Origin of the sequence: Sulfitobacter sp. DSM 110093 (assembly GCF_022788715.1) — a bacterium.
Taxonomy (GTDB): Bacteria; Pseudomonadota; Alphaproteobacteria; order Rhodobacterales; family Rhodobacteraceae; genus Sulfitobacter.
This window is the reverse complement of sequence record NZ_CP085167.1, coordinates 461165-482355: the sequence shown is the minus strand read 5'-3', so window position 1 is coordinate 482355 and position 21191 is coordinate 461165. Positions and strand designations below refer to the sequence as shown.

The following is a 21191-nucleotide window of genomic DNA, read 5'->3' as shown; positions in this document are numbered from 1 at the left end:
GGGCACGAAGCGCCCGCGTCAGAACGGCGCCTTCGCCCGAACCTTGGTCGATTTCCCACCTTGTGGGTGGTTGAACCGTAATTCCTCGCTATGCAGCATCAACCGCGGGTACTCTCGCGCCGCGCCGGTGGCATAGAAAGGGTCACCCAAAATCGGATGCCCAAGCGCCAGCATATGTACGCGAAGCTGGTGGCTGCGTCCGGTCTTGGGGAACAGCCGAACGCGGGAGGTTTCTCCGTCGGTCTTGATCACCTTCCAGTCGGTCTGCGCAGGTTTGCCCGTCTCATGGCACACCATCTGAAGCGGGCGATTGGGCCAATCAACGATCAACGGCAGATCGACCGTGCCGGACTTCTCTTCCGGCACACCCCAGACCCTTGCGACATAGGTTTTTCGCGTCATGCGTTTTTCAAACTGCAGCCCAAGATGGCGCTGTGCATGGGGTGTCATCGCAAAGATCATCACGCCCGAGGTGTCCCGATCCAACCGATGTACCAGCAGCGCCTCGGGAAAGACCGCCTGCACCCGCGCGATCAGGCAATCGGCCAGATGCTCGCCCTTGCCCGGCACGCTGAGCAGCCCCGAGGGTTTGTCGACCAGCAGCACTTCGGCGTCTTCATGCAGAATGACCAGCGGGTCCTGCGGCGGGTTATATTCGCTATCCATGGTTCCCCCTCGCAGATGCCGCCCCGCGGTTCAAGCTGCGCGTGACGGTCAGGCGACCGCGGCGAAACTGTCTTTGAGGATCGCGGCCAATGCATCGGCATCCGCTTGGGTGAACGCATTTGGCTGATCGCTGTCGATGTCAAAGACCCCAAGCAATTCTCCCGTGCCGCTCCAGACTGGCAGCACCAATTCCGACCGCGTCGACGAGGCGCAGGCGATATGGCCGGGGAAGGCATCGACATCTTCCACCAATTGCACCTCACCCGTGCGTGCGGCAGCACCGCAGACCCCACGCGAAAACGGAATCACCAGACAGCCGTGCCCGCCTTGATAGGGCCCGATTTTCAGCAATTCAGGCGCGGTCACGCGGTAGAAGCCCGTCCAATCAAAGCGGTCATCGGAGTGATGCACTTCGCAGGCAATCGTGGCCATCAAGGCCACGGCGTCATCTTCACCCTCGGTCAGGGCGGCGATGGTTTTGGCAAGGGTTTGATAGTCGACTGTCATGGTGAAACTCTTATTGCAGACGGGGAAAGGGAGACAGGCCGCCTCCCCTTCTGGTTCCTCGATGATCCGTAAATCAGGGACGCTCAATCGCGATGGCCGTGCCTTCGCCGCCGCCGATGCAGATCGCCGCGATACCGCGCTTCAACCCGCGTTTCTCCAGCGCGTTCAACAGGGTCACCATGATCCGCGCCCCCGAGGCACCGATGGGGTGGCCAAGCGCACAGGCGCCGCCGTTGACGTTCACGATGTCATGCGACAGGTCCATTTCATGCATGAAGGCCAGCGGCACCACGGCGAAGGCTTCATTGACCTCCCACAGGTCCACGTCTTCTTTCTTCCAGCCGATCCGCTCCAGCAGTTTCTGCGCTGCGGGCACGGGTGCGGTGGTGAAAAGCCCCGGCGCTTGGGCATGGCTGGCGTGGCCGACGATCCGTGCGCGGATGTTCAGACCTTTGGCTTTGGCGCTGTCCTCATCCGCCAGAACCAAGGCCGCCGCGCCGTCTGAGATCGAAGATGAGTTTGCCGCCGTCACCGTCCCCCCCTCACGGAAGGCCGGTTTCAACTGAGGGATCTTCTCGGGCCGGGCGCTGGCAGGCTGCTCATCCGCGCCGACCGTGGTGCTGCCCTTGCGCGATGTCACCTCAACCGGGGCGATTTCATCGGCAAAGGCACCGCCCTCTTGGGCCTCAATCGCCCGCGACAGCGACGCGAGTGCATAGTTATCCTGCGTCTCACGGGTGAACTGAAACCGCTCGGCGCAATCTTCAGCAAAGGTGCCCATCAGACGGCCTTTGTCATAGGCATCTTCCAATCCATCAAGGAACATATGGTCGATCACCTGCCCATGGCCCAACCGCGCCCCGCCGCGCATTTTCGGCAGCACATAGGGCGCGTTGGTCATGCTCTCCATGCCGCCCGCGACCATCACATCGGTATGGCCAAGTGCGATCTGGTCAAAGGCCATCATCGCCGCTTTCATGCCAGAGCCGCACATCTTGTTGAGCGTGGTGGCCGGCACCTCTTCGCCCAGACCTGCTTTGAAGCCCGCCTGACGCGCGGGCGCTTGGCCCTGACCTGCGGGCAATACGCAGCCCATCAGCAACTCTTGCACCTCTGTTGGGTCCATCGTGCCCAAGGCCGCCTTGATCGCGCTGCCGCCCAATTCCGGGGCTGTCAGCCCGCCAAAGGCCCCTTGAAAGCCGCCCATCGGGGTTCTGGCTGCACCGGTTATCACGACATTGCGCATCACGTTCTCCTTGAGTTGGGCCGCATAACACTAGGTAAGGTTTTGCGGTTAATCACGTCTGGAACTTCACAGTCTTGAGCCATGTCTATGGAAGTTTCCGCAAAAACAGAAGACCGCTTTTGCGTGGTCGGCGTGCTCAACAAGCGGATCGACGCGGCAGGCAGTTGGTCTGATTGCCCCGCGATTACCCCCCTTGAGGCAGGGCGGCACGTATATTTCCCAAAACGGCCCCGCTGGGATCACAATTGCGCCTTGGTTGCACGGCATAAACCTAGTTGTAGCTGCATATAGCTTCCCTCGGTGCCGCGTTTAATAGCCCCCACCCAGTACGCGGTGCCGAGGAACTTCTTCCAAATTTCACCTCGCATTGGCAGAACCAACATCACGGTCTAGGGTCGCGTTGACGTATATCAGCGAGAGGCACCCCATGCGCGATTTCCATCTTCCCGGCCGGTCGGCTGTTTTGGCAACCAATGGCATGTGCGCCACCTCGCACCCGCTGGCCGCGCGGGCGGCGGTCGATATCCTTGGGCGCGGCGGCAATGCGATGGACGCGGCAATTGCTGGCGCTGTGCTGCTGGGCATTTGCGAACCGCAGATGACCGGGATCGGTGGTGATTGTTTTGTGCTTTACTCCCCGGCGGGCAGTGAAGAAGTCCATGCGCTCAATGGCTCTGGTCGTGCGCCTGCTGGGCTGGACGCCGCCAAATTGCGGGACAAGGGCGAGACAACGGTGCCGCTCCGCTCTGCCGATGCGGTGACCATTCCCACCGCCATTGACGCCTTTTGCCACCTGTCTGAGAGCGTGGGCAAATTGGGGTTGGACGCCCTGCTCGCCCCTGCGATCCACTATGCAGAGGCCGGTGTGCCCGTCGCCCCGCGCGTGGCCTTTGACTGGGCCACAGATGGCGGCACCTTGCAGGGCCGGGCACGCGACCACTTCTTGATTAATGGCAAAACGCCCCGCGTCGGCGACATTTTCCGAGCGCCGGGCCAAGCCGAAGTGCTGCGCCGCGTTGCCGCTCAGGGGCGCGATGCGTTCTATAGCGGAGAAATCGCCGAAGACATGATTACCACGCTGCAAGCCGCAGGCGGCAGCCACAGCGCCGAAGATTTTGCGGCAGCCCGCGCCGAGGTCACGACGCCTGTGTCGGGCCAATACAAAGACCTCGAAGTGGTCGAGCATCCGCCCAACGGCCAAGGCGCTACCGCCCTTTTGCTAATGAACATCCTCAACCATTTCGACATTGCCGGGATGGATCCGCAAGGCGCCGAGCGGCTGCATATTGAGGCTGAGGCCACCAAGCTTGCCTATGACGCGCGCAACCGCTTTCTGGCTGACCCGGATCACACGACGCGGTTGGACCACATGCTCGCGCCTGAAACAGCCCGCGCACTCGCAGCGCTAATTGATCCCAAACGCGCAATGGCCGCCGCCGCGCCGATCAGCGAGGCGGTGCATAAAGATACGATCTATATCACAGTGGTAGATGGCGACGGCATGTCGGTATCGTTGATTTATTCGATCTTCCACGGCTTCGGCTCGGGGCTAGCCTCGGACAAATTCGGCATCCTGCTGCAGAACCGCGGCGCGGGCTTCACGCTGGAAGAGGGTCACCCCAACGAACTGAAGGGCGGCAAGCGCCCAATGCATACGATCATCCCCGGCATGATCCGCGAAAACGGTCGCGTGACCATGCCCTTTGGTGTGATGGGCGGGGCCTATCAGCCCTGCGGCCACGCGCGCTTTGCGTCCAACCTCACTGATTTCGGCATGGATGTGCAAAGCGCCATCGACGCGCCCCGCGCCTTTGCCGATGGCCATGTCATGAAGGTCGAGCGCGGCTTTGGCGATGACGTTCGTCAAACGCTGAGCGACTTAGGCCATAAGGTTGAGATACCCGCAACCGCGATCGGCGGCGCGCAGGCCATCCGCATTCGCGAGGACGGCGTGCTTGAAGGGGCCAGTGACCCGCGCAAGGATGGCTGTGCTTTAGGGTATTGATTGGCGAAAGTCTGGCGGGCATCAGCCCGCCGGGCTCAGTTCATCTGAAAATGCAGCGGATAGGCGCCGTCGGTGAAAGGGCCAAATAGATCGGGGATATCGGGGTGATCCACCGGCTCGCCCGAATAATCCGCCACGAGGTTCTGCTCGGACACATAGGCCACATAGTAGCTCTGATCATTCTCGGCCAAGAGATGATAGAACGGCTGATCTTTCACCGGGCGGTTCTCTTCAGGGATCGACTCATACCATTCTTCGGTATTGGCGAATTCCGGATCGACATCAAAAATCACGCCACGGAAGGGATGCTTCTTGTGACGGACGATCTGCCCGAGGTGATATTTTGCGCGCGTACGTATCATAACATGCTGCCCCTACCCCTCGACGGTAGCCCTTTCAAGGGCTTTGTCCAATCATGGCGATAGTTCATAGAGAAACAGACTGTGATCGGCGCACCGACAGCGGCCTTCGGGCGTTGGCACCCCCAAAGCGGTGTGCGATCAGCGCAATACCGCCAAGCCGCGCGGCCATCACGCTAATTTAGTGATGTGATGAGCCGCGGGAATCGGGTAAAGTCCTTGAAAAAAACGTACCTATAAAAAACGAGAGGCGAGAGGCAAATGAGCAAGCATCTTCGCGCAATGATTATCGTGCTGCTGGTGGCATCCTGCGGCGGTGGCCCCCAAACGGCCCCGCGCGATTTGGATAACGCCTGCACGATTCTGAAAGAGCGCCCCGATTATTTACGTGCATTCCGCGCGACCGAACGGAAGTGGGGGGTGCCCATCCACGTACAGATGGCCACCATCCACCAAGAAAGCAAATTCGTGGCCGATGCCCGGACCCCATTCAAATATGTGCTGGGCGTGATCCCGATGGGCCGCCAGTCCAGCGCCTTTGGCTATTCGCAGGCCTTGGACGCGACATGGGATGAGTATCTGAACTCCGAAGGCCGCCGCCGTGCGAAACGCGATGAGATCCGCGACGCGAGCGACTTTATGGGATGGTATATGAACCTGACGCGCGATCGGAACGGCGTTTCCCTGCATGACGCCCGGAACCAATACCTTGCCTATCACGAAGGCCACACTGGTTATTCGCGGCAAAGCTACAACAGCAAGGCGTGGCTGGTTGGCGTCGCCGGCAAGGTCGATTCGCGCTCAAAGCTCTATGAACGTCAGATCGCCGGATGCCGCCTGCGCGGTTGGTAAACGCCCGCAGCCAATTCTAAACGCAAAACGCCCCGGTTCATCGAACCGGGGCGTTTTTGTTTCTGCAGGACCGCTTAGCGCTTGCTGCCAGCCCGTGCGCCTGCGGTGTCAAACAAGCTATTGGCGATATTGCCGCCGACCTGCATGTCACCCAGCACGACGGTTGTGGCACTGCCATTGCCGTCATTGATGATCCACTGGCGCAGTTGCACCGGGTTCCCGGTGAACTTCATCTGGATATTCCCATACTGGGGGTTTGCCGGGTCTTGGGCGGTGACGGTCGTCGCCGTGCCGTCATAGTCATGGCCCGTGACCATCTTGGCGCGGCCCAGATCGACGTTTTCCGCCAAGATGATCGACAGCGGGGTGCGCGCCAGCGGATAGGTCTCTGCCGGTTGGTTGGATTTTTTGTCGTAGATCACAACCGTGTTCGCGCCCGCAATGACAAGTCCAGATTCGGGGGCGTTATATTCAAAACGTACCTTACCGGGGCGCTTGATATAGATCGTGCCCGAACTGATGGAGCCATCATCGTTGATCTGGGTGAAGTCGCCCTTAGCCGTCCGAAGCTGGTTCAGATAGCCCGAAATCTCGCCCAGCGACAGTTGCTGCGCCGCCGCCGCGAGGGGGGCAGATACGGCCAGACCAATCGCCAGAACCGCAGAAGTAAGTTTACGCATGTTGTTCGTCCTGTGTTGCCTCACGCTCTGACATAGGGCGGGTTGCCGTGATATTCGATATCAGGGGGCGGTTTTTCGCTATCGCCCCTCACCCGGCCCATAAAAAACACCGCCGGGACGGTGATCCGGGCGGTGTTTTTATGCCTATACCCCAAGAGGGGAGGGGGAGATCGCCCCCTATGCCTGTTCCGGCACCAAAATTTCGCGCTTGCCGACGTGGTTGGCCGGAGAGACAAGTCCCTCGTCTTCCATCTGCTCCACCAGTCGCGCGGCCTTGTTATAGCCGATCGCCAGTTTCCGCTGGATGTAGGAAGTGGAGCATTTGCGGTCTTTGATGACCACCTGAACGGCGGTGTCATAAAGCGCGTCTTCGCCGTCGGTATTGCCGCCAAGGCCCAGCACCGCGTCGATGTTGCTTTCCTTATCCTCGGACGGCCCTTCGACCACGCCACCGACATAGTCGGGCTCACCGAACTGCTTGAGGTGGTTGACGATCTCTTCGACTTCTTCGTCGCTGACGAACGGGCCGTGGCAACGGGTGATCTTGGCACCGCCCGCCATATAAAGCATGTCGCCCATGCCCAGCAGTTGTTCGGCACCCATCTCACCCAAGATCGTGCGGCTGTCGATTTTCGAGGTCACTTGGAAGGAAATCCGCGTCGGGAAGTTCGCCTTGATCGTGCCGGTGATAACATCGACCGAGGGACGCTGCGTCGCCATGATCAGGTGGATACCCGATGCCCGCGCCATCTGGGCTAGACGCTGAATGCAGGCTTCGATCTCTTTGCCCGCGACCATCATCAGATCGGCCATCTCGTCGACGATAACCACGATATATGGCAGCGCCTCGGGGGTGTTTTCCTCGGTCTCAAAGATTGGCTCGCCGGTATCCTCGTCAAATCCGGTCTGCACGGTGCGGGAGAACATTTCGCCCTTGGCCAACGCTTCGCGGACGCGGCCGTTGTAGCCTTCGATGTTGCGCACGCCCATTTTGGACATCTTGCGATAGCGCTCTTCCATCTCGCCCACGGTCCATTTGAGCGCGACCACGGCCTTTTTCGGGTCGGTCACCACCGGGGACAGCAGATGCGGGATGCCGTCATAGACCGACAGTTCCAGCATCTTGGGGTCGATCATGATCATCCGGCATTCCTGCGGCGTCAGCTTGTACAGCAGCGACAGGATCATCGTGTTGATCGCCACGGACTTACCCGAACCGGTGGTCCCCGCGATCAGCAGGTGGGGCATTTTCGCAAGGTTGGCGACAACCGGATCGCCGCCGATGTCCTTCCCAAGCGCCAGCGGCAGGCGCTGGTTGCCGTCGCCGAAATCACGGCTCGACAGGATCTCGCGCAGGATCACCTTCTCGCGGTGCTCATTGGGCAGTTCGATCCCGATCACGCTGCGGCCCGGCACGGTAGACACACGTGCGGAAAGGGCAGCCATAGAGCGCGCGATATCGTCTGCCAGACCGATCACACGGCTGGCTTTAAGGCCCGGCGCAGGCTCAAGCTCATACATCGTGACGACGGGACCGGGGCGCACGGCGACGATCTCGCCCTTGACGCCATAGTCATCCAGCACGGTTTCCAGCATCCGCGCGTTTTCTTCCAGCGCCTCATCGCTTAAATGCAGGCGTTGTACGCTTTCGGGGCTTTCCAAAAGGCTCAGCGGTGGCAGTTCAAAACCCGGATGCGTATCTTCAAAGGTCAGCGCGGGCTGCGCTTCGACCTGTGCTTGTTTGGACGGCTGCACGACCCGACGGGTCGGCTGCTGCACCACTTTGCGCGGTTCGGCCGCGGGGATTTTCATCGCCGCTGGCGCGGGCGCTTGTTCCAACGGCAGTGCTTCAGACGTAACGGTATCCGCATAGTCTTCCATCATCGGCTCTTGCATCATCGGCTCATGCATCGCGGGCTCTTCGGCCATCGGCTCCTGCATCGGCTCTTGCTGGGCCTGCGGACGCCGCAACAGCGGCTCGGGGCGCAGCGTGGCGCCCCCTGCGGTCAACGGCGGCTCTGCTCGCAGTGCTGCAGGTTGGCTTGTGTTCAAAAGCAGCGGGTCCGGCCCACGGCCACGGCCCTTGGTCAGCGGCGCAGTCGTTGGCGTGTGCACGGCATTGGCTGTCCGCACGCGATTCTTGATGACATCGGCAATCTTGCTTTTGATGCGCTCTTCGCCCGGTGTCTCATCGACAATGGCGTCGCTATAGGTCTCGATCAATTCCGGCTCTGGCATGCCGTCGGCTTCGGGACGTTTGATCAGCCCCGGCATCCGACCCAGCAGACCACCGCGCGGTTCTGGCGCAAGCTCTTCCATCGGCGCTTGGGCATAGTAGTCGTCGGCTTCCTGTGCGGCCCAAGTCTCGGCTTCCTCAGCCTCTTGCCGGCGACGCTCACGGCGCTCGGCTTGACGGGCCGACAGGTTCTGCGCGGCAACAACGGCACCGCTGGCGCCCCGGCCCAACAGGGTCATCAACCCGGCATAGGCCATGATCAGACCGACCAGCAGGAACCGCGCGATGCGCATCAACTCAGCCTTGGTAAAGCCCAGCACAAAGGCCCCCAGAGCCACGATTGCCACGCCCATCAAAAGCGACATCAGCTTGACCGTCAGGGTCGAGTCGATGGGCAGGATCGTCAGCAGCGCGCCCATGACGGTATCGCCAAAAAGCCCGCCCAGACCAAAGCTATGGGTCAGCAGCCATTCCTGACCGGGGGCCAGCGTCGCGGCATAGATCGCGCCAAGCGCCACAGCGATGGGGGCAAAGATCAGACGGCCAAGAGCGCGGTCATCGCCTTGGTGCAGCGCGAAACGCCCGCCCCAGAACAGCAGGACAATGGCAATGCCCCAAGCGCCCCAGCCGACGATCATGAACAGTGGTGCGGCGATGGAGGCACCGATCCGGCCCATCCAGTTTTGCACCGGCGCATCCGTCGAGACCATCCAGTTGGGATCGTCGGGCGTGTAGCTGCCAATCATCATGGCGGCCATGACGCCCAGCAAAATCAGCGCCAGCCCCAGCAGTTCACGACCGCGCTTTTCGATTGCCTGGGCCATGTTGCTGTCTAGCAATGGATCGCGTCCCCGTGTCTGATATGCCATGTCGTCCCTCGCTTATGTCGAATACAGACAGTCGCGGATCGCTTCCAACCCGCGCGTCGTTTCGTCTTTTGGGGCCACCAAGGCGACCCGAATGTAATTCTGACCGGGATTTTCCCCGGCAACGTTCTGCGCCAGATAGCTGCCGGGCAGCACCCGTACGCCTGTCTCGCGCCACAGTTTCAGCGCCGCGGCCTCGTCATCCTCGACCGGGAGCCACAAGAAGAACCCCGCCTCGGGGCTCGCGTAACCCGGCACATTGCCAAAAATGCGGTCGGCGATGGCGTATTTCTCTTGGTAGAGTGCGCGGTTCTCTTCGACATGCGCCTCATCCGCCCAAACGGCGGCAGCGGCCTGCTGCAAGGGCAGCGGCAACGGCGCGCCCGCGTAGTTGCGCAGCTGCTTGATCTCGCGCATCGTCTCTGGCCCGCTGGCGGCAAAGCCCGCCCGTAGCCCCGGCAAGTTCGAGCGTTTCGACAGCGAGTGAAAGATCACCACCCGGTTGCGGTCGGTGCCGAGTTCCTTAACCACCTCCAGCGCGCCGGTGGGCGGCGTGTCGCGGTAGATCTCGGAATAGCATTCATCAGCGAAAATCAGGAAATCATACTTCTCGGCCAGCGCGATCAGTTCGGCCCAGTAATCGCGCGAGGCGACAACGCCCTGCGGATTGGCGGGGGAGCAAAGATAGGCCGCCGTGGTGCGCCGGAGCACCTCTTCGGGCAGGCTGGCGAAATCGGGCAAATGCCCGGTCTCGGCGGTGGCGGGGACCATGATCGGCTCCGCCGCGCCCGAAATCGCGCCGATCATATAGACTTGGTAAAAGGGGTTCGGCATCAGAATCGCCGATTTCTCCCCATTCTTGGTCGTTGGGCAGAGCGCGATGACGGCGTTATACAGCCCCTCGCGGGTGCCGTTCAGCGCCATAACCTCGCTGTCGGGGTCCATGTCGACCCCGTAGCGGCGGGCAATCCATGCGGCGATGGCGGCGCGCAACTCGGGCGAGCCGTCGTTTGGCGGGTACTTGTTGAAACCTTCGGCGTGTTTCGTGATCTCATCCGTGACCCAAGCCGGGAAAGCATGTTTCGGCTCGCCAATGGTCATATGGATAGGCGTGCCACCGCCCTCATGCCCATCAAGCAAGGCGCGCAGGCGCGGCCACACGTGGGCCGGAAGGTTCGAAAACCGCTCGGAATACATCATCAAAACTGCCTCGGATCGGGATCATTCATGCCCCGTTTGCCCCAAGGTACCCAAGGGCGCCTCTCCCGTCCAGAAAAACCGGGAGATTTGCCGCCCTTGTGGCTTTTCGGTCGTGCGCTGTTATGCCTCGCGCAGGGCCGCTTCAGCCGCTGCACCAAGGCGCAAAAGCTGTTCCTCGGCATTGGGAGCGGCCATCAAAGAGATGGCACAGGACGGCGTTCCGGTTGGCAACGTAAGCGCGCAGAGCCCCATGAGATTCGCGACTCGCGTGTTCCGCAGCGAAAGGAGATTCTGCGCGAGGTAGTAGTCGTGATCGCTGTTCAGCCGCTCAATGTTCGGCGGCAGCATCGGCGCGGTCGGCACCAACACCGCGTCATAGCCCGCCACGGCCCGGTCATAGCCTGCCCGCGCCAGATCAAGCTTGGCCCAAGCGGCAACGTAATCGGGACCAGAGAACCCCTTACCCAACCGGAAACGCTCAAGAATTTCGCTGAACATCCCTTCGGGATTGGCCTCGATTACATCGCGCCACAGCCCGTAGGCTTCGGTGGTGTAGAGGCAGGAACTCAGCGGCATCGCGTCTTCGACCTCGGGCACGGCGATTTCATCGACCGCGGCACCCGCGTCTCTCAGCCGCTCTACTGCCGCTTGGAAAGCCGCCTTTGGCTCTTCGGAAAGCTCATCCATCACGACATTGGTCAGCACCGCAAAGCGGCAGCCCTCCAACTCACTCTCTTGCAAATCGGCGGGTTTGGCCCCTTCCAAAACGCCCAGCAGCAGCGCCGCATCCTCGACAGAGCGGCAAAGCGGACCAACCGTGTCGAACTTCGCCGCCAGCGGTACCGTCCCGGCGAGGGAGACCCGCCCAGCCGTGGTTTTAAGCCCGACCAGATCATTCCACGCCGCAGGAATACGCACTGAGCCGCCCGTATCCGACCCAATCGCCGCCGCCGCCAAGCCAAAGGCCACCGACGCCGCAGCCCCGGAAGATGAGCCGCCAGAGACGCTGTCAGGCTCATTCACACAGGGCGGCGTCGCGGTGCTGGGGTTGTGACCAAGACCCGAGAAGGCCAGCTCGCTCATATGGGTTTTGCCGAGACAAACCAGCCCCATGGCGGTCGCATTGGCCAGCACTTCGGCATCGCGCTCGGGCACCCGGCCTTCGAGCAGTTTGGTGCCTGCTTCGGTGGCTGTTCCAGCGGTATCAAACAGGTCTTTCCAAGAGATCGGCACACCATCAAGGGGGGACAGGCGCTGGCCGTCGCGGGCGCGCTCTGCCGCCGCCGCCGCTTCGGCGCGGGCGCGGTCAGGGGTAACGCGGGCATAGACACGGTCGCGCATCGGATGTGCGTCGATGGCATCAAGGTAGGTATCGCAAAGCGCCACAGGGTCGATATCGCCTGTCGCAATCCCGCGCCCCAGATCCGCCGCCGTCATTTCCAACCATTCGCGCATGTCGTACCCCTTGCCGCTGTTCTTGGCGAACCTAGCGACCGTTCGGCGCATGGACAATCCCCGCGCGCAGATCATATCTAGGGCCATGGATTTTGACCACGATATCGCGATCATCGGCGGCGGGCTGAACGGCCCTGCCCTTGCCTTGGCCCTCAGCCGCGCTGGATTGCGCGTAGCGGTGATTGACGCCCTGCCCGCGCAGACGTTTGAGAACGCCGACTTCGATGGCCGCGCCTATGCGCTGGCGCTGACCTCGGTGCGACTGATGGAAGGCATCGGCATCTGGCCCGAGATCGCCGGCGACGCCCAGCCGATGCTTGAGATCAAAGTTACCGATGGGCGCGCCGGAACCGGCCCCTCGCCCATGTTCATGCATTTCGACCATGCAGAGATCGAAGAAGGCCCGATGGGTCATATGGTCGAAGACCGCCACCTGCGGCGCGCCTTGCTAAGGGCCGTCGCGGCTGATCCGGCGATCACCATGTTGAACGACACCCGCGTCACCGATCAAACGGTCGAGCCGACCGGCATCACCCTGACGCTGGAGGGCGGCAAGACCCTGCGCGCGCGGCTGGCCGTGGGGGCCGATGGGCGCGGCAGCGGCACAGCCGAACGTGCCGGGATCAAGCGCATCGCATGGTCCTATGGTCAGACGGCGCTGGTCTGCGTGGTGGATCATGAAAAGCCGCACCACGGCATCGCGCATCAGTTTTTCATGCCGCCCGGCCCGCTGGCGATCCTGCCGCTGACCGGCGATCGGTCACTCATCGTCTGGAGCGAAGCCAGCGCCAATGCTGCCGCGATCAATGCCCTGCCGAATGCGCAATACCTCGACGTGCTGCGCCCGCGCTTTGGCAGCTTTCTGGGGGAGCTCTCCCTGACCGGCGCGCGCTATAGCTATCCGCTTGGCCTGTCGCTAGCGCATTCCATGACTGCCCCTCGCGTGGCGCTTTTGGGCGATGCGGCCCATGGGGTACACCCGATTGCGGGTCAGGGTTTGAACGCGGGTCTGCGCGATGTGGCGGTGCTGGCCGAGGTGATCGCCGATGCGGTCCGTCGGGGCGAAGACCCCGGGAATGATGCGGTATTGGCGCGCTACCAAGAATGGCGGCGGTTCGACAACGCCAGCCTTGCGCTAGCGACGGACAGCTTCAACAGACTGTTTTCAAACGATAACGCGCTGATGCGTTTGGCCCGCGATATGGGGATGGCTGCGGTCAACGCCCTGCCCGGCCTGCGCCGCAACTTCATCCGCGAGGCAGCAGGCCTGACGGGGGAATTGCCCCGGTTGATGCGTGGAAAGCCCCTTTAACAGGGCCGCGCAGCGTTACAGCGTACGCGCTTCATCCGGCAACATGACCGGGATGCCATTGCGAATTGGATAGGCAAGCCCGGCGGCCTTCGACACCAGTTCCTGCTTTTCCGCGTCATAGACCAGCGTTGTCTGAGTACGCGGACAGATCAGTGCCTCCAGCATCCGGCGGTCGAATTGAACGGTCGCATCCGTCATTGCATCAAGCCCTCTTCCTGACCGCCGCGCATCGCGAATTCGATCAATGTCACCAATGTCTCGCGCCGGGTTTCCAGCGATGGCGCCTCTAGCAGCGCCTGTTTGTCTTCGTCCTCAAACTCCAGCATCATCGACAGAGAGTTAATGAGCAATTCATCTTCGGCGTCTTTCAACGTATCCCAATCTGCCGAAAGGCCGCGGGCATCGAAATAGCGGCCCAACAGGTCAAGGAAACGTGTCCGGTCAAAGGTGTCGTCAAACTCATCCTCGCCAAGATCCCGGTCAAAGCCCGACCAGTTCACATCGCAGCGGCGATAGGGGCTAAAACCTTCGATCTCTTCCACAACGCGAAACCGTGACACACCGCCCAAGGTCACCATATAGCGGCCATCTTCGGTCTCGGAAAATTGCGTGATGCGCCCGGCACAGCCAATCTGGTGCAGGCCATTGCCATCGCGGCCCGGCACTTCGTTGGGCTGGACCATGCCGATCAGCCGAGTATCCGTTTTAAGCGCATCTTCGATCATCTGAAGGTAACGCGGTTCGAATATATGCAACGGCAACCGCGAGCGGGGCAGCAACAGCGCCCCTGCCAACGGAAAGATCGCAATTGTTTTGGGCAATTCTGCTGGCTTGATCATGACAAGGGACTTAGTGCGCCCAGCTCCTCAGGCAAATATCATCGACGACAGTTTGCGGCGCCCGTTCAAGACCACCGGATCATTGGGCTTTAACGCCTCGAAAATGGTGAACATCTGGGTCTTGGCAGCGCCCTCATTCCATTCACGATCCCGGCGGAAAAGCTCCAGCAGGTGATCCACCGCCCCTTCGGCATCGTTATGCGCATAAAGCGCCTGAGCCAAGTCAAAGCGCGCTTGATGGTCGTCAGGATTGGCCTCAACCGTGTCGGTCAGCTCGGCCACCGGGCCCGCGTTGGCCGCTTGATGCGCCAGTTGTAGCTGAGCATGAGCCGCTTCCAGCTCCGGCGCTTTGGAGATTTCGATCGGCGCACCATTCAGCAGCGCTTCGGCCTGCTCCAACTCGCCCATCGCGATATAGGCGCGCACCATGCCACCGTAGGCCGGGGCGTTCATCGGGTCTTCTTCCAAAATCGCGGCAAAGGTCTGCGCCGCGTCGGCCGCAGCCCCTTCGGTCAGCATTTCTTCGGCAGCGGCCACGGCGTCGGCCAGCGTATCACCGGGCGCTTCGCCACCACCCGCTTTTACCACGCGGTCAACGAAGGCCTTGATCTCGGACTGCGGCTGCGCGCCTTGGAAACCATCAATCGGCTGACCTTTGTAGAAAGCATAGACTGTCGGGATAGATTGGATCTGCAATTGCCCTGCAATCGCCTGCGCCTGATCGACATCGACCTTCACCATCTTTACCGCACCATTCGCGGCGCGCACGGCGTCTTCCAACATCGGGCCGAGCGTCTTGCACGGGCCGCACCAAGGCGCCCAGAAATCAACGATGACCGGTACCGTCTGCGAAGCTTCGACCACATCGGCCATAAAGGTCGCTTCGGTCGTGTCCTTGATTAGGTCGGCATCTGCCGAGGCCGGGGCGGCGGTGGAAAGGTTTAGGTCAATCATGCTGTCATCCTCGCTAATCGCGTTTGGCTTTATATGGACGTGCTGAGGTCCGATTCAAAGGTCAAAACTGGCAAAAACCGGTGCGTGATCGCTTGGTTTCTCCCAACCGCGTGCATCGCGGACGATATGGCTGGAGTGCCCGGCCTGTGCGATATCAGAGGTGGCCCAGATGTGATCGAGCCTGCGGCCCTTATCAGCGGCATCCCAATCGGCGGCACGGTAGGACCACCAGCTGTAGAGATTGCCCTCTGGCACGTCCTGCCGAGTGATGTCGACCCAGTTGCCCGCATCCTGCACCGCGCCGAGCGCTTCGACTTCGACCGGGGTGTGGCTGACGACCTTAAGCAGCTTCTTGTGGTCCCAGACGTCATCCTCGCGCGGGGCGATGTTCAGATCACCCACAAGGATCGACTTCTCGGGCTTTTCACTATGAAACCAGTCGCGCATTTCCGAGAGGTAATCGAGCTTTTGTCCAAACTTCTCATTGATCTCGCGGTCGGGTTTGTCACCGCCAGCGGGGACGTAGAAGTTGTGGATCGTGGTGCCGTTTTCCAGCTTGGCCGCCACATGGCGGGCATGGCCCAACATGGCGAAATCTTGATCGCCTGCGTCCAGCAGAGGCAGCTTCGACAGGATCGCCACGCCGTTGTAGCCCTTCTGACCGCGCGCCACCATGTGCGTATAGCCAGCCGCCTTGAACGCCTCGACCGGGATTTTATCGACCGGGCTTTTGCACTCTTGCAGGCACAGCACATCTGGCCCGTGTTCGGCCAGCAACTTCAGCACCAAGGGCTCGCGCAGGCGAACGGAGTTGATGTTCCAAGTGGCGAGGGAAAAGGACATGGGGCAGGCTCCGGTCTGAGGGTGGTCCGGCACAGTAACGCGGGCGGCGCGGGGGTGCCATGAGGAAATCTGCGCACAGGTCACTGGGGCTAAAGATGGACAGCAGATAAAAAAAAGGGCCGGGCACTATGGCCCGGCCAGTCCAACAGGGAGGTATGTACCTTTACCCGGGTACAAAAGTCGGGCTTCAAACCGAGTGGCGGGTCATGAAAACCCCGCCTCTCAGAGTTTCCAACCACGCGGGGTTGGAAATGGTTCCATGATTTATGCCATCAGGCGATAACCACCGGATTCTGTCACCAGCAAACGGGCATTCGAGGGATCAGGCTCGATCTTCTGCCGCAGGCGGTAAATATGGGTTTCCAGCGTGTGGGTCGTGACGCCGGCGTTGTATCCCCAAACCTCATGCAGCAGCACATCGCGCGGCACCACACCGTCATTCGAGCGGTAGAGGAACTTGAGGATATTGGTTTCTTTCTCGGTCAGGCGCACCTTGCGGTCGTCTTCCGTGGTCAGGACCTTCATCGCGGGCTTGAAGGTATATGGCCCAAGCTGGAACACCGCATCTTCGGACTGCTCATGCTGGCGCAATTGCGCGCGGATGCGGGCCAGAAGAACCGGGAATTTGAATGGCTTGGTGACGTAATCATTCGCTCCGGCATCAAGGCCGAGGATCGTATCGGCATCGGTGTCATGGCCCGTCAGCATCAGGATCGGGCTTTTCACCCCCTGCTTGCGCATCAGGCGGCAAAGCTCTCGGCCATCGGTATCGGGCAGACCCACGTCGAGAATGATGAGATCATAAAGCGCCTCTTTTGCTTTGGTCATCGCCTCGGTGCCATTGGCGGCTTCGAAAACGTCGAAATCCTCGGTCATGATAAGCTGCTCGCTCAGCGCTTCGCGCAGGTCATCGTCATCATCAACGAGCAGGATTTTCTTAAGCTGGGGCATCTATCTCTCCGTCTGTTGCCTTATACATGCGCTTCGGCACGGGCTCCGACAAGGTATGTGACCTCTGTCTCACAGCCTCGTGTCAACAAAGCGTGAAATGTTTCAATTCCTTGGGAAATAACTTAGATAAACGCTGAAGCCTTTGCGGAGTTGCAACAAACCATGAGTTTCGCCCCGGACATCACCGAACAACTGGCGCGTGCGCGGGCCGATTTACGCATGGGCGTCCCCGTGGTTTTAGCGGGTGAGGCGCAGGCCGCGCTCGTGTTGGCGGCGGAAACGCTCACCGCGCAGCGCCTTGCTGATGTGCTGGCCTTGGGCGGTGCGCCGGTGTTGGCAATCACCGCGCGGCGGGCGGAAACGCTTAAGGCGCGCGCCTATGACGGCAATCTCGCCCGCGTGCTACTGCCCCCCGGCGCGACACCGGCTTGGGTGCAAAGCATCGCTGATCCGGCGGATGACCTACGCGCCCCGATGAAAGGTCCGCTCCAGACCGCGCGAGGTGGTGATACCGGCGCACACAGTGCTGCCCTTGATCTAGTGAAAGCCGCGCGGATGCTGCCCGCAGCGTTGGTTCTGGACTTGCCGCAAGGCGCAGATTTCGCGCAACAGCACGGTTTGACCCTCATCGACCTCACCGCCGCTGCCCCGATTCTTGCAGAGCGCAGCGCCCTGCATCCCGTGGTCAACGCCCGTCTGCCGATGGAGGTTTCCGAGGCGGGTCGTTTGCATATCTTCCGCCCCGAAGACGGTGGCGAGGAGCATTACGCGATCGAGATTGGCCGCCCTGCCCGCAACACGCCCGTTCTCTGCCGTCTACACTCGGCCTGTTTTACCGGCGATCTGATGGGCAGCCTGAAATGCGATTGCGGCCCGCAGCTTCGGGCTGCATTGGCGCAGATGGGGGGCGAAGGCAACGGCGTGTTGCTCTACCTCAACCAAGAGGGGCGCGGCATCGGCCTTGCCAATAAGATGCGCGCTTATTCCTTGCAGGATCAGGGTTTTGACACGGTTGAAGCCAATCACCGCCTCGGCTTTGAGGATGATGAGCGCGATTTCCGCCTCGGTGCGGACATTCTGCACTCGATGGGTTTCTCCGCCGTCCGGTTGCTGACCAACAACCCGCGCAAGGTGGGCATGATGGAGCAGAGCGGCGTTGCCGTCACCGAACGTGTCCCGCTGGCCGTGGGCGAGAACCGCCACAACAGCGCCTATCTGGCTACCAAGGCCGCGAAGTCGGGGCATCTGCTGTGACCCCGAACGACATGGTTTTGACCCCGACGGGGCTGCGGTTTCAGGGGCGGCGCTATGCCTGTAGCATCGGCAAGGGCGGTCTGACCCATGACAAGCGCGAAGGCGACGGGGCCACGCCGCGCGGGGTGCATCGCTTGGTCGGCATGCTCTACCGGCCTGACCGCATCCCGGCCCCAAGCGCTTGGGCGCAGCCGATCGGCCCGGGCGACCTGTGGTCCGACGCCAGTGGTCAGCCCGATTACAACCACCATGTCCGCGCCCCCTATGACCACAGCCACGAGGCGCTGCGCCGCGCTGATCCGCTCTATGATCTGGTGATCCTGACCGACTGGAACTGGCCGGAAGCCGAAGCTGGCCGCGGCTCCGCGATCTTTATCCATCAGTGGCGGCGGCCGGGCTATCCTACCGAGGGCTGCATCGCCTTTTCACGCGGGGATTTGCACCACATCGCCGCGCGGGTGGGCCCGGCGACGCGGTTAATTATTCGCTAACCCGTTCACCAAAAATAGCAGAGCCGACGCGCACATGGGTCGCCCCAAGAGCAATGGCCTGCTCAAAGTCACCGCTCATGCCCATCGACAAACCGCTAAGATCATTGCGCGCGGCGATCTTGGCCAGCAGCGCAAAATGTAGCGATGGCGCTTCATCCACCGGCGGGATGCACATCAGCCCCTTGATTGGCAGGTCCAGCGCCCGGCATTCGGCGATGAAATCATCTGTCTCGCGGGGCATCACCCCGGCCTTCTGATCTTCTTCGCCCGTGTTGACCTGAATGAACAGATCAGGGCAGCGGCCAATCTCCTGCGCCAAACGCGCGATGGTCTTGGCCAGTTTAGGCCGGTCAACGGTATGGATCGCATCTGCCAGTTCCATCGCCTGACGGACCTTGTTGGTTTGCAAAGGGCCAATGAGGTGTAGCTCAACATCCGCGAAATCCTCGCGGAACCCCGGCCATTTGCCTGCCGCTTCTTGCACGCGGTTCTCACCAAAGATGCGATGCCCTTCGTCCAATACCGCACGCACGCGGGCATCAGGCTGTACCTTACTCACAGCAATCAGCTTGACCAATCCCGCCGCGCGGCCTGCATCGGCTTCGGCTTTCGTGATGCGGTTTTGGATGTCGCTCAGACTCATTTTCGGCCCTCCATTTCAGGCGCGCAGAGAACACCAGCACCGCGCAAAAGAAAAGGGGCAGACCGAAAGGCCTGCCCCAATATTCACAGTATGTCGTTCAACTTAGAAGTTGAAGCGAACACCCATGTCGGCAACGGTGTCGCCGTCGAACTGCTTAACCACACCGCCGCGCAGCGAGGTGCCGCCGCCGAGGTCGTGGTTGAAGTCAACGCCGTAGCCGGTGTCTGCGCCGTCTTGGTCGCCAACATAGACTTCAACGTCTGTCGCTGCGCCAACGTCGAAGCGGCCAGCCAAGATAACGCGGTCGCCGTTTGTGCCGTTGTCAGCATAGGCCAGAGTTACGTCGGCGATGCCGAAGGAACCACCAGCTGTCGCTGTCCACTCGGTGTCACCCGCGTCGTCGGAGTCTTGACCACCAACTGCGAAGGTCCAGCCGCTCCATGTGTAAGCAACGTAACCAGCAACGCGATCGTTGGTGTCGGAAGCCGACACGTGCACGGCCAGATCGCCAGCGGAGTACAGAACTTCCAGACCGTTGGAACCAGCTGCGCCGCTACCACCGGAGGAGTACGCATCGCCGTTGCCGTCAAATGCGGTGTAGTCATAACCGAGACCGGTCAAACCCATGTCGATTGGGTACTGACCTGGCATGGATTCCAGAGCACCGAAGATGTTACCAACGCCGACTTCGAAGCCACCGGAGCGAGCGAAGAAGCGCACGCCGTTGATGCCTGTACCGGCAGGATCGTTGCCGTTGTCTGTGTTGTTCTGCTGGATGCGAGCACGTGCACCGAAGACAACGCCAGCGTCGGACTCAGCTGTCGCGTCGATCTGCAGACGGAAACGCGAAGTCACGTCTGTGTCGCTGTCGCCACCAGTGGAGTCGTTGTCGTTGTACATGATGCCGAAACGGCCGTAGCCGCCGAATGTCACGTCTGCTGCTGCTACACCGGCGGTCGCAACCAGGGCTGTTGTAGCGAAGAGAACTTTTTTCATGAGTTTTCCCTCGGTTTGAATTCATATGCCCAGACCGGGGAATCCGGTAAGGGTATGAAGGGTGTTTGCCCCCAATGCCCTGCACTTGGCAAGGTTCACGGGCCGCCCACCTACAATGTCACCGGGGCTGGTGCAGCTATGCCACAGTTTGGCCGTCTCGGGCTGTACACAGCGCCCGCACAGCGCCTGCCCCCCTATGCACACTCCTATGACACCTATGACATAGACCTTGCCGATATGGGCCCGCTTGGATAGACCGGAGCGCAAACAGGCAAAGGAAAGCTGCAATGGCCCTTCGTACCGCTTGCAAGATGGCGATCTCCGTTCTGGCGCTTAGCGCGCTTGCCGCCTGTGGTGGGGGCTTTGGTAGCCCTGCCACGGAACGGCCAGATCAATACACCAACCCAAACAACCCCAATAGCATTGAGACCAACCCGGAAAACACGATCTGGTCGATCTTTAACCGCAAGAACACGGACAGCAGTGTTTCGGTTAACAAGTATCTGTGGTCGGCCTCGCTTGAAGTACTGAACTTCTTGCCGGTGCAATCGGTAGACCCGTTCACGGGCGTCATCGTTACAGGCTACGGCACCCCGCCGGGCGGTGGCCGTGCTTACCGCGCGACGGTTCTGATTGACGATCCTGCGCTTGATGCCCGCTCACTTAACGTCGCGCTGCAATCTTCGGGCGGTCAGCCTGTCGCACGAGCCACCTCGCGCGCGGTAGAGGATGCGATCCTAAGCCGAGCGCGGGAAATGCGCGTGTCCGACAGCAAATTCTGAGCCCGCTGAACTCAACACGTTTCCAACGCCGGGCCTTGTGAAAGCAGCAGCCCG

General features: G+C 61.1%; 21 protein-coding genes. 6 read left to right on the top strand and 15 right to left on the bottom strand.

The window, feature by feature from the left end:
- Positions 1 to 18: 18 nt before the first annotated feature.
- The 3 genes from DSM110093_RS02320 to DSM110093_RS02310 all read right to left on the bottom strand — a co-directional run bounded on the left by DSM110093_RS02320 (position 19) and on the right by DSM110093_RS02310 (position 2419).
- Positions 19 to 666, bottom strand: a complete 648-nt coding sequence (locus DSM110093_RS02320; protein ID WP_243266530.1) for an RluA family pseudouridine synthase — start codon at positions 664 to 666, stop codon at positions 19 to 21.
- Positions 667 to 714: 48 nt separating this feature from the next.
- Positions 715 to 1173 carry a GAF domain-containing protein gene (locus DSM110093_RS02315; protein WP_243266529.1) on the bottom strand — a complete coding sequence of 153 codons (459 nt, stop codon included), beginning with the start codon at positions 1171 to 1173 and terminating at the stop codon, positions 715 to 717.
- Positions 1174 to 1246: 73 nt separating this feature from the next.
- Complete coding sequence (locus tag DSM110093_RS02310) at positions 1247 to 2419, bottom strand: acetyl-CoA C-acyltransferase (RefSeq protein ID WP_243266528.1); 1173 nt, start codon at positions 2417 to 2419, stop codon at positions 1247 to 1249.
- 427 nt (positions 2420 to 2846) lie between these two features.
- Here DSM110093_RS02310 and DSM110093_RS02305 point away from each other — a divergent pair, with 427 nt between their 5' ends.
- A complete protein-coding gene (locus DSM110093_RS02305; protein WP_243266527.1) occupies positions 2847 to 4424 on the top strand; it encodes a gamma-glutamyltransferase family protein in 1578 nt (525 codons plus the stop codon).
- A gap of 35 nt (positions 4425 to 4459) precedes the next feature.
- Here the strand turns inward: DSM110093_RS02305 and hspQ are convergent, their stop codons facing one another.
- Positions 4460 to 4786 carry a heat shock protein HspQ gene (gene hspQ, locus DSM110093_RS02300; protein ID WP_243266526.1) on the bottom strand — a complete coding sequence of 109 codons (327 nt, stop codon included), beginning with the start codon at positions 4784 to 4786 and terminating at the stop codon, positions 4460 to 4462.
- A gap of 258 nt (positions 4787 to 5044) precedes the next feature.
- On the opposite strand from hspQ, the gene DSM110093_RS02295 reads away from it, so the two are divergent.
- Positions 5045 to 5635, top strand: a complete 591-nt coding sequence (locus tag DSM110093_RS02295) for a lytic transglycosylase (protein ID WP_243266525.1) — start codon at positions 5045 to 5047, stop codon at positions 5633 to 5635.
- Positions 5636 to 5709: 74 nt separating this feature from the next.
- Here the strand turns inward: DSM110093_RS02295 and DSM110093_RS02290 are convergent, their stop codons facing one another.
- From DSM110093_RS02290 to DSM110093_RS02275, 4 genes are all read right to left on the bottom strand, one after another.
- Positions 5710 to 6315, bottom strand: coding sequence for an outer membrane lipoprotein carrier protein LolA (locus DSM110093_RS02290; protein ID WP_243266524.1), 606 nt, complete (start codon positions 6313 to 6315; stop codon positions 5710 to 5712).
- A gap of 177 nt (positions 6316 to 6492) precedes the next feature.
- Positions 6493 to 9420: a DNA translocase FtsK gene (locus DSM110093_RS02285; RefSeq protein WP_243266523.1), complete on the bottom strand. Its 2928-nt coding sequence runs from the start codon at positions 9418 to 9420 to the stop codon at positions 6493 to 6495.
- A 12-nt stretch (positions 9421 to 9432) separates the two neighbouring features.
- Complete coding sequence (locus DSM110093_RS02280; RefSeq protein WP_243266522.1) at positions 9433 to 10617, bottom strand: aminotransferase class I/II-fold pyridoxal phosphate-dependent enzyme; 1185 nt, start codon at positions 10615 to 10617, stop codon at positions 9433 to 9435.
- Positions 10618 to 10737: 120 nt separating this feature from the next.
- On the bottom strand, positions 10738 to 12072 hold the full coding sequence (locus DSM110093_RS02275; RefSeq protein WP_243267654.1) for an amidase family protein: 1335 nt from the start codon (positions 12070 to 12072) through the stop codon (positions 10738 to 10740).
- Between the two features lie 85 nt (positions 12073 to 12157).
- On the opposite strand from DSM110093_RS02275, the gene DSM110093_RS02270 reads away from it, so the two are divergent.
- Complete coding sequence (locus DSM110093_RS02270) at positions 12158 to 13384, top strand: FAD-dependent monooxygenase (protein WP_243266521.1); 1227 nt, start codon at positions 12158 to 12160, stop codon at positions 13382 to 13384.
- A 15-nt stretch (positions 13385 to 13399) separates the two neighbouring features.
- Here DSM110093_RS02270 and DSM110093_RS02265 read toward each other — a convergent pair whose 3' ends face one another.
- The 5 genes from DSM110093_RS02265 to DSM110093_RS02245 all read right to left on the bottom strand — a co-directional run bounded on the left by DSM110093_RS02265 (position 13400) and on the right by DSM110093_RS02245 (position 16971).
- Positions 13400 to 13582, bottom strand: a complete 183-nt coding sequence (locus DSM110093_RS02265) for a Trm112 family protein (RefSeq protein ID WP_067942458.1) — start codon at positions 13580 to 13582, stop codon at positions 13400 to 13402.
- Positions 13579 to 14223 (bottom strand): LON peptidase substrate-binding domain-containing protein, encoded by a 645-nt coding sequence (locus DSM110093_RS02260; protein WP_093927866.1) that lies wholly within the window; start codon positions 14221 to 14223, stop codon positions 13579 to 13581. Before DSM110093_RS02260 ends, DSM110093_RS02265 begins: the two co-directional genes overlap by 4 nt.
- Before the next feature lie 27 nt (positions 14224 to 14250).
- The gene (trxA, locus tag DSM110093_RS02255; protein WP_243266520.1) at positions 14251 to 15177 is read right to left on the bottom strand and encodes a thioredoxin; all 927 of its coding nucleotides are present in this window, start codon (positions 15175 to 15177) and stop codon (positions 14251 to 14253) included.
- Between the two features lie 54 nt (positions 15178 to 15231).
- Positions 15232 to 16020, bottom strand: coding sequence for an exodeoxyribonuclease III (locus tag DSM110093_RS02250; protein WP_243266519.1), 789 nt, complete (start codon positions 16018 to 16020; stop codon positions 15232 to 15234).
- Between the two features lie 264 nt (positions 16021 to 16284).
- Positions 16285 to 16971 carry a response regulator transcription factor gene (locus tag DSM110093_RS02245; RefSeq protein WP_243266518.1) on the bottom strand — a complete coding sequence of 229 codons (687 nt, stop codon included), beginning with the start codon at positions 16969 to 16971 and terminating at the stop codon, positions 16285 to 16287.
- A gap of 162 nt (positions 16972 to 17133) precedes the next feature.
- Between DSM110093_RS02245 and ribA the strand changes: the two genes are divergently transcribed.
- Positions 17134 to 18225: a GTP cyclohydrolase II gene (gene ribA / locus DSM110093_RS02240; protein ID WP_243266517.1), complete on the top strand. Its 1092-nt coding sequence runs from the start codon at positions 17134 to 17136 to the stop codon at positions 18223 to 18225.
- Positions 18222 to 18716 carry a L,D-transpeptidase family protein gene (locus tag DSM110093_RS02235; protein ID WP_243266516.1) on the top strand — a complete coding sequence of 165 codons (495 nt, stop codon included), beginning with the start codon at positions 18222 to 18224 and terminating at the stop codon, positions 18714 to 18716. The genes ribA and DSM110093_RS02235 overlap by 4 nt, the downstream gene beginning before the upstream one ends.
- Here DSM110093_RS02235 and DSM110093_RS02230 read toward each other — a convergent pair.
- Together DSM110093_RS02230 and DSM110093_RS02225 are read right to left on the bottom strand one after the other, a co-directional pair.
- Positions 18706 to 19359, bottom strand: a complete 654-nt coding sequence (locus DSM110093_RS02230; RefSeq protein WP_243266515.1) for a YggS family pyridoxal phosphate-dependent enzyme — start codon at positions 19357 to 19359, stop codon at positions 18706 to 18708. The two genes, DSM110093_RS02235 and DSM110093_RS02230, sit on opposite strands and share 11 nt — an antisense overlap.
- A 102-nt stretch (positions 19360 to 19461) precedes the next feature.
- Complete coding sequence (locus tag DSM110093_RS02225) at positions 19462 to 20355, bottom strand: porin (protein ID WP_243266514.1); 894 nt, start codon at positions 20353 to 20355, stop codon at positions 19462 to 19464.
- 287 nt (positions 20356 to 20642) lie between these two features.
- On the opposite strand from DSM110093_RS02225, the gene DSM110093_RS02220 reads away from it, so the two are divergent.
- Positions 20643 to 21137, top strand: a complete 495-nt coding sequence (locus tag DSM110093_RS02220) for a DUF3576 domain-containing protein (protein ID WP_243266513.1) — start codon at positions 20643 to 20645, stop codon at positions 21135 to 21137.
- The last annotated feature ends 54 nt before the right edge of the window (positions 21138 to 21191 follow it).

Excerpts from the sequence above, each read along its gene's own strand:
- DSM110093_RS02320 (WP_243266530.1), bottom strand. The coding sequence starts at position 666 with ATGGATAGCGAATATAACCCGCCGCAGGACCCGCTGGTCATTCTGCAT.
- DSM110093_RS02315 (WP_243266529.1), bottom strand. The coding sequence starts at position 1,173 with ATGACAGTCGACTATCAAACCCTTGCCAAAACCATCGCCGCCCTGACC.
- DSM110093_RS02310 (WP_243266528.1), bottom strand. The coding sequence starts at position 2,419 with ATGCGCAATGTCGTGATAACCGGTGCAGCCAGAACCCCGATGGGCGGC.
- DSM110093_RS02305 (WP_243266527.1), top strand. The coding sequence starts at position 2,847 with ATGCGCGATTTCCATCTTCCCGGCCGGTCGGCTGTTTTGGCAACCAAT.
- hspQ (WP_243266526.1), bottom strand. The coding sequence starts at position 4,786 with ATGATACGTACGCGCGCAAAATATCACCTCGGGCAGATCGTCCGTCAC.
- DSM110093_RS02295 (WP_243266525.1), top strand. The coding sequence starts at position 5,045 with ATGAGCAAGCATCTTCGCGCAATGATTATCGTGCTGCTGGTGGCATCC.
- DSM110093_RS02290 (WP_243266524.1), bottom strand. The coding sequence starts at position 6,315 with ATGCGTAAACTTACTTCTGCGGTTCTGGCGATTGGTCTGGCCGTATCT.
- DSM110093_RS02285 (WP_243266523.1), bottom strand. The coding sequence starts at position 9,420 with ATGGCATATCAGACACGGGGACGCGATCCATTGCTAGACAGCAACATG.
- DSM110093_RS02280 (WP_243266522.1), bottom strand. The coding sequence starts at position 10,617 with ATGATGTATTCCGAGCGGTTTTCGAACCTTCCGGCCCACGTGTGGCCG.
- DSM110093_RS02275 (WP_243267654.1), bottom strand. The coding sequence starts at position 12,072 with ATGCGCGAATGGTTGGAAATGACGGCGGCGGATCTGGGGCGCGGGATT.
- DSM110093_RS02270 (WP_243266521.1), top strand. The coding sequence starts at position 12,158 with ATGGATTTTGACCACGATATCGCGATCATCGGCGGCGGGCTGAACGGC.
- DSM110093_RS02265 (WP_067942458.1), bottom strand. The coding sequence starts at position 13,582 with ATGACGGATGCGACCGTTCAATTCGACCGCCGGATGCTGGAGGCACTG.
- DSM110093_RS02260 (WP_093927866.1), bottom strand. The coding sequence starts at position 14,223 with ATGATCAAGCCAGCAGAATTGCCCAAAACAATTGCGATCTTTCCGTTG.
- trxA (WP_243266520.1), bottom strand. The coding sequence starts at position 15,177 with ATGATTGACCTAAACCTTTCCACCGCCGCCCCGGCCTCGGCAGATGCC.
- DSM110093_RS02250 (WP_243266519.1), bottom strand. The coding sequence starts at position 16,020 with ATGTCCTTTTCCCTCGCCACTTGGAACATCAACTCCGTTCGCCTGCGC.
- DSM110093_RS02245 (WP_243266518.1), bottom strand. The coding sequence starts at position 16,971 with ATGCCCCAGCTTAAGAAAATCCTGCTCGTTGATGATGACGATGACCTG.
- ribA (WP_243266517.1), top strand. The coding sequence starts at position 17,134 with ATGAGTTTCGCCCCGGACATCACCGAACAACTGGCGCGTGCGCGGGCC.
- DSM110093_RS02230 (WP_243266515.1), bottom strand. The coding sequence starts at position 19,359 with ATGAGTCTGAGCGACATCCAAAACCGCATCACGAAAGCCGAAGCCGAT.
- DSM110093_RS02225 (WP_243266514.1), bottom strand. The coding sequence starts at position 20,355 with ATGAAAAAAGTTCTCTTCGCTACAACAGCCCTGGTTGCGACCGCCGGT.
- DSM110093_RS02220 (WP_243266513.1), top strand. The coding sequence starts at position 20,643 with ATGGCCCTTCGTACCGCTTGCAAGATGGCGATCTCCGTTCTGGCGCTT.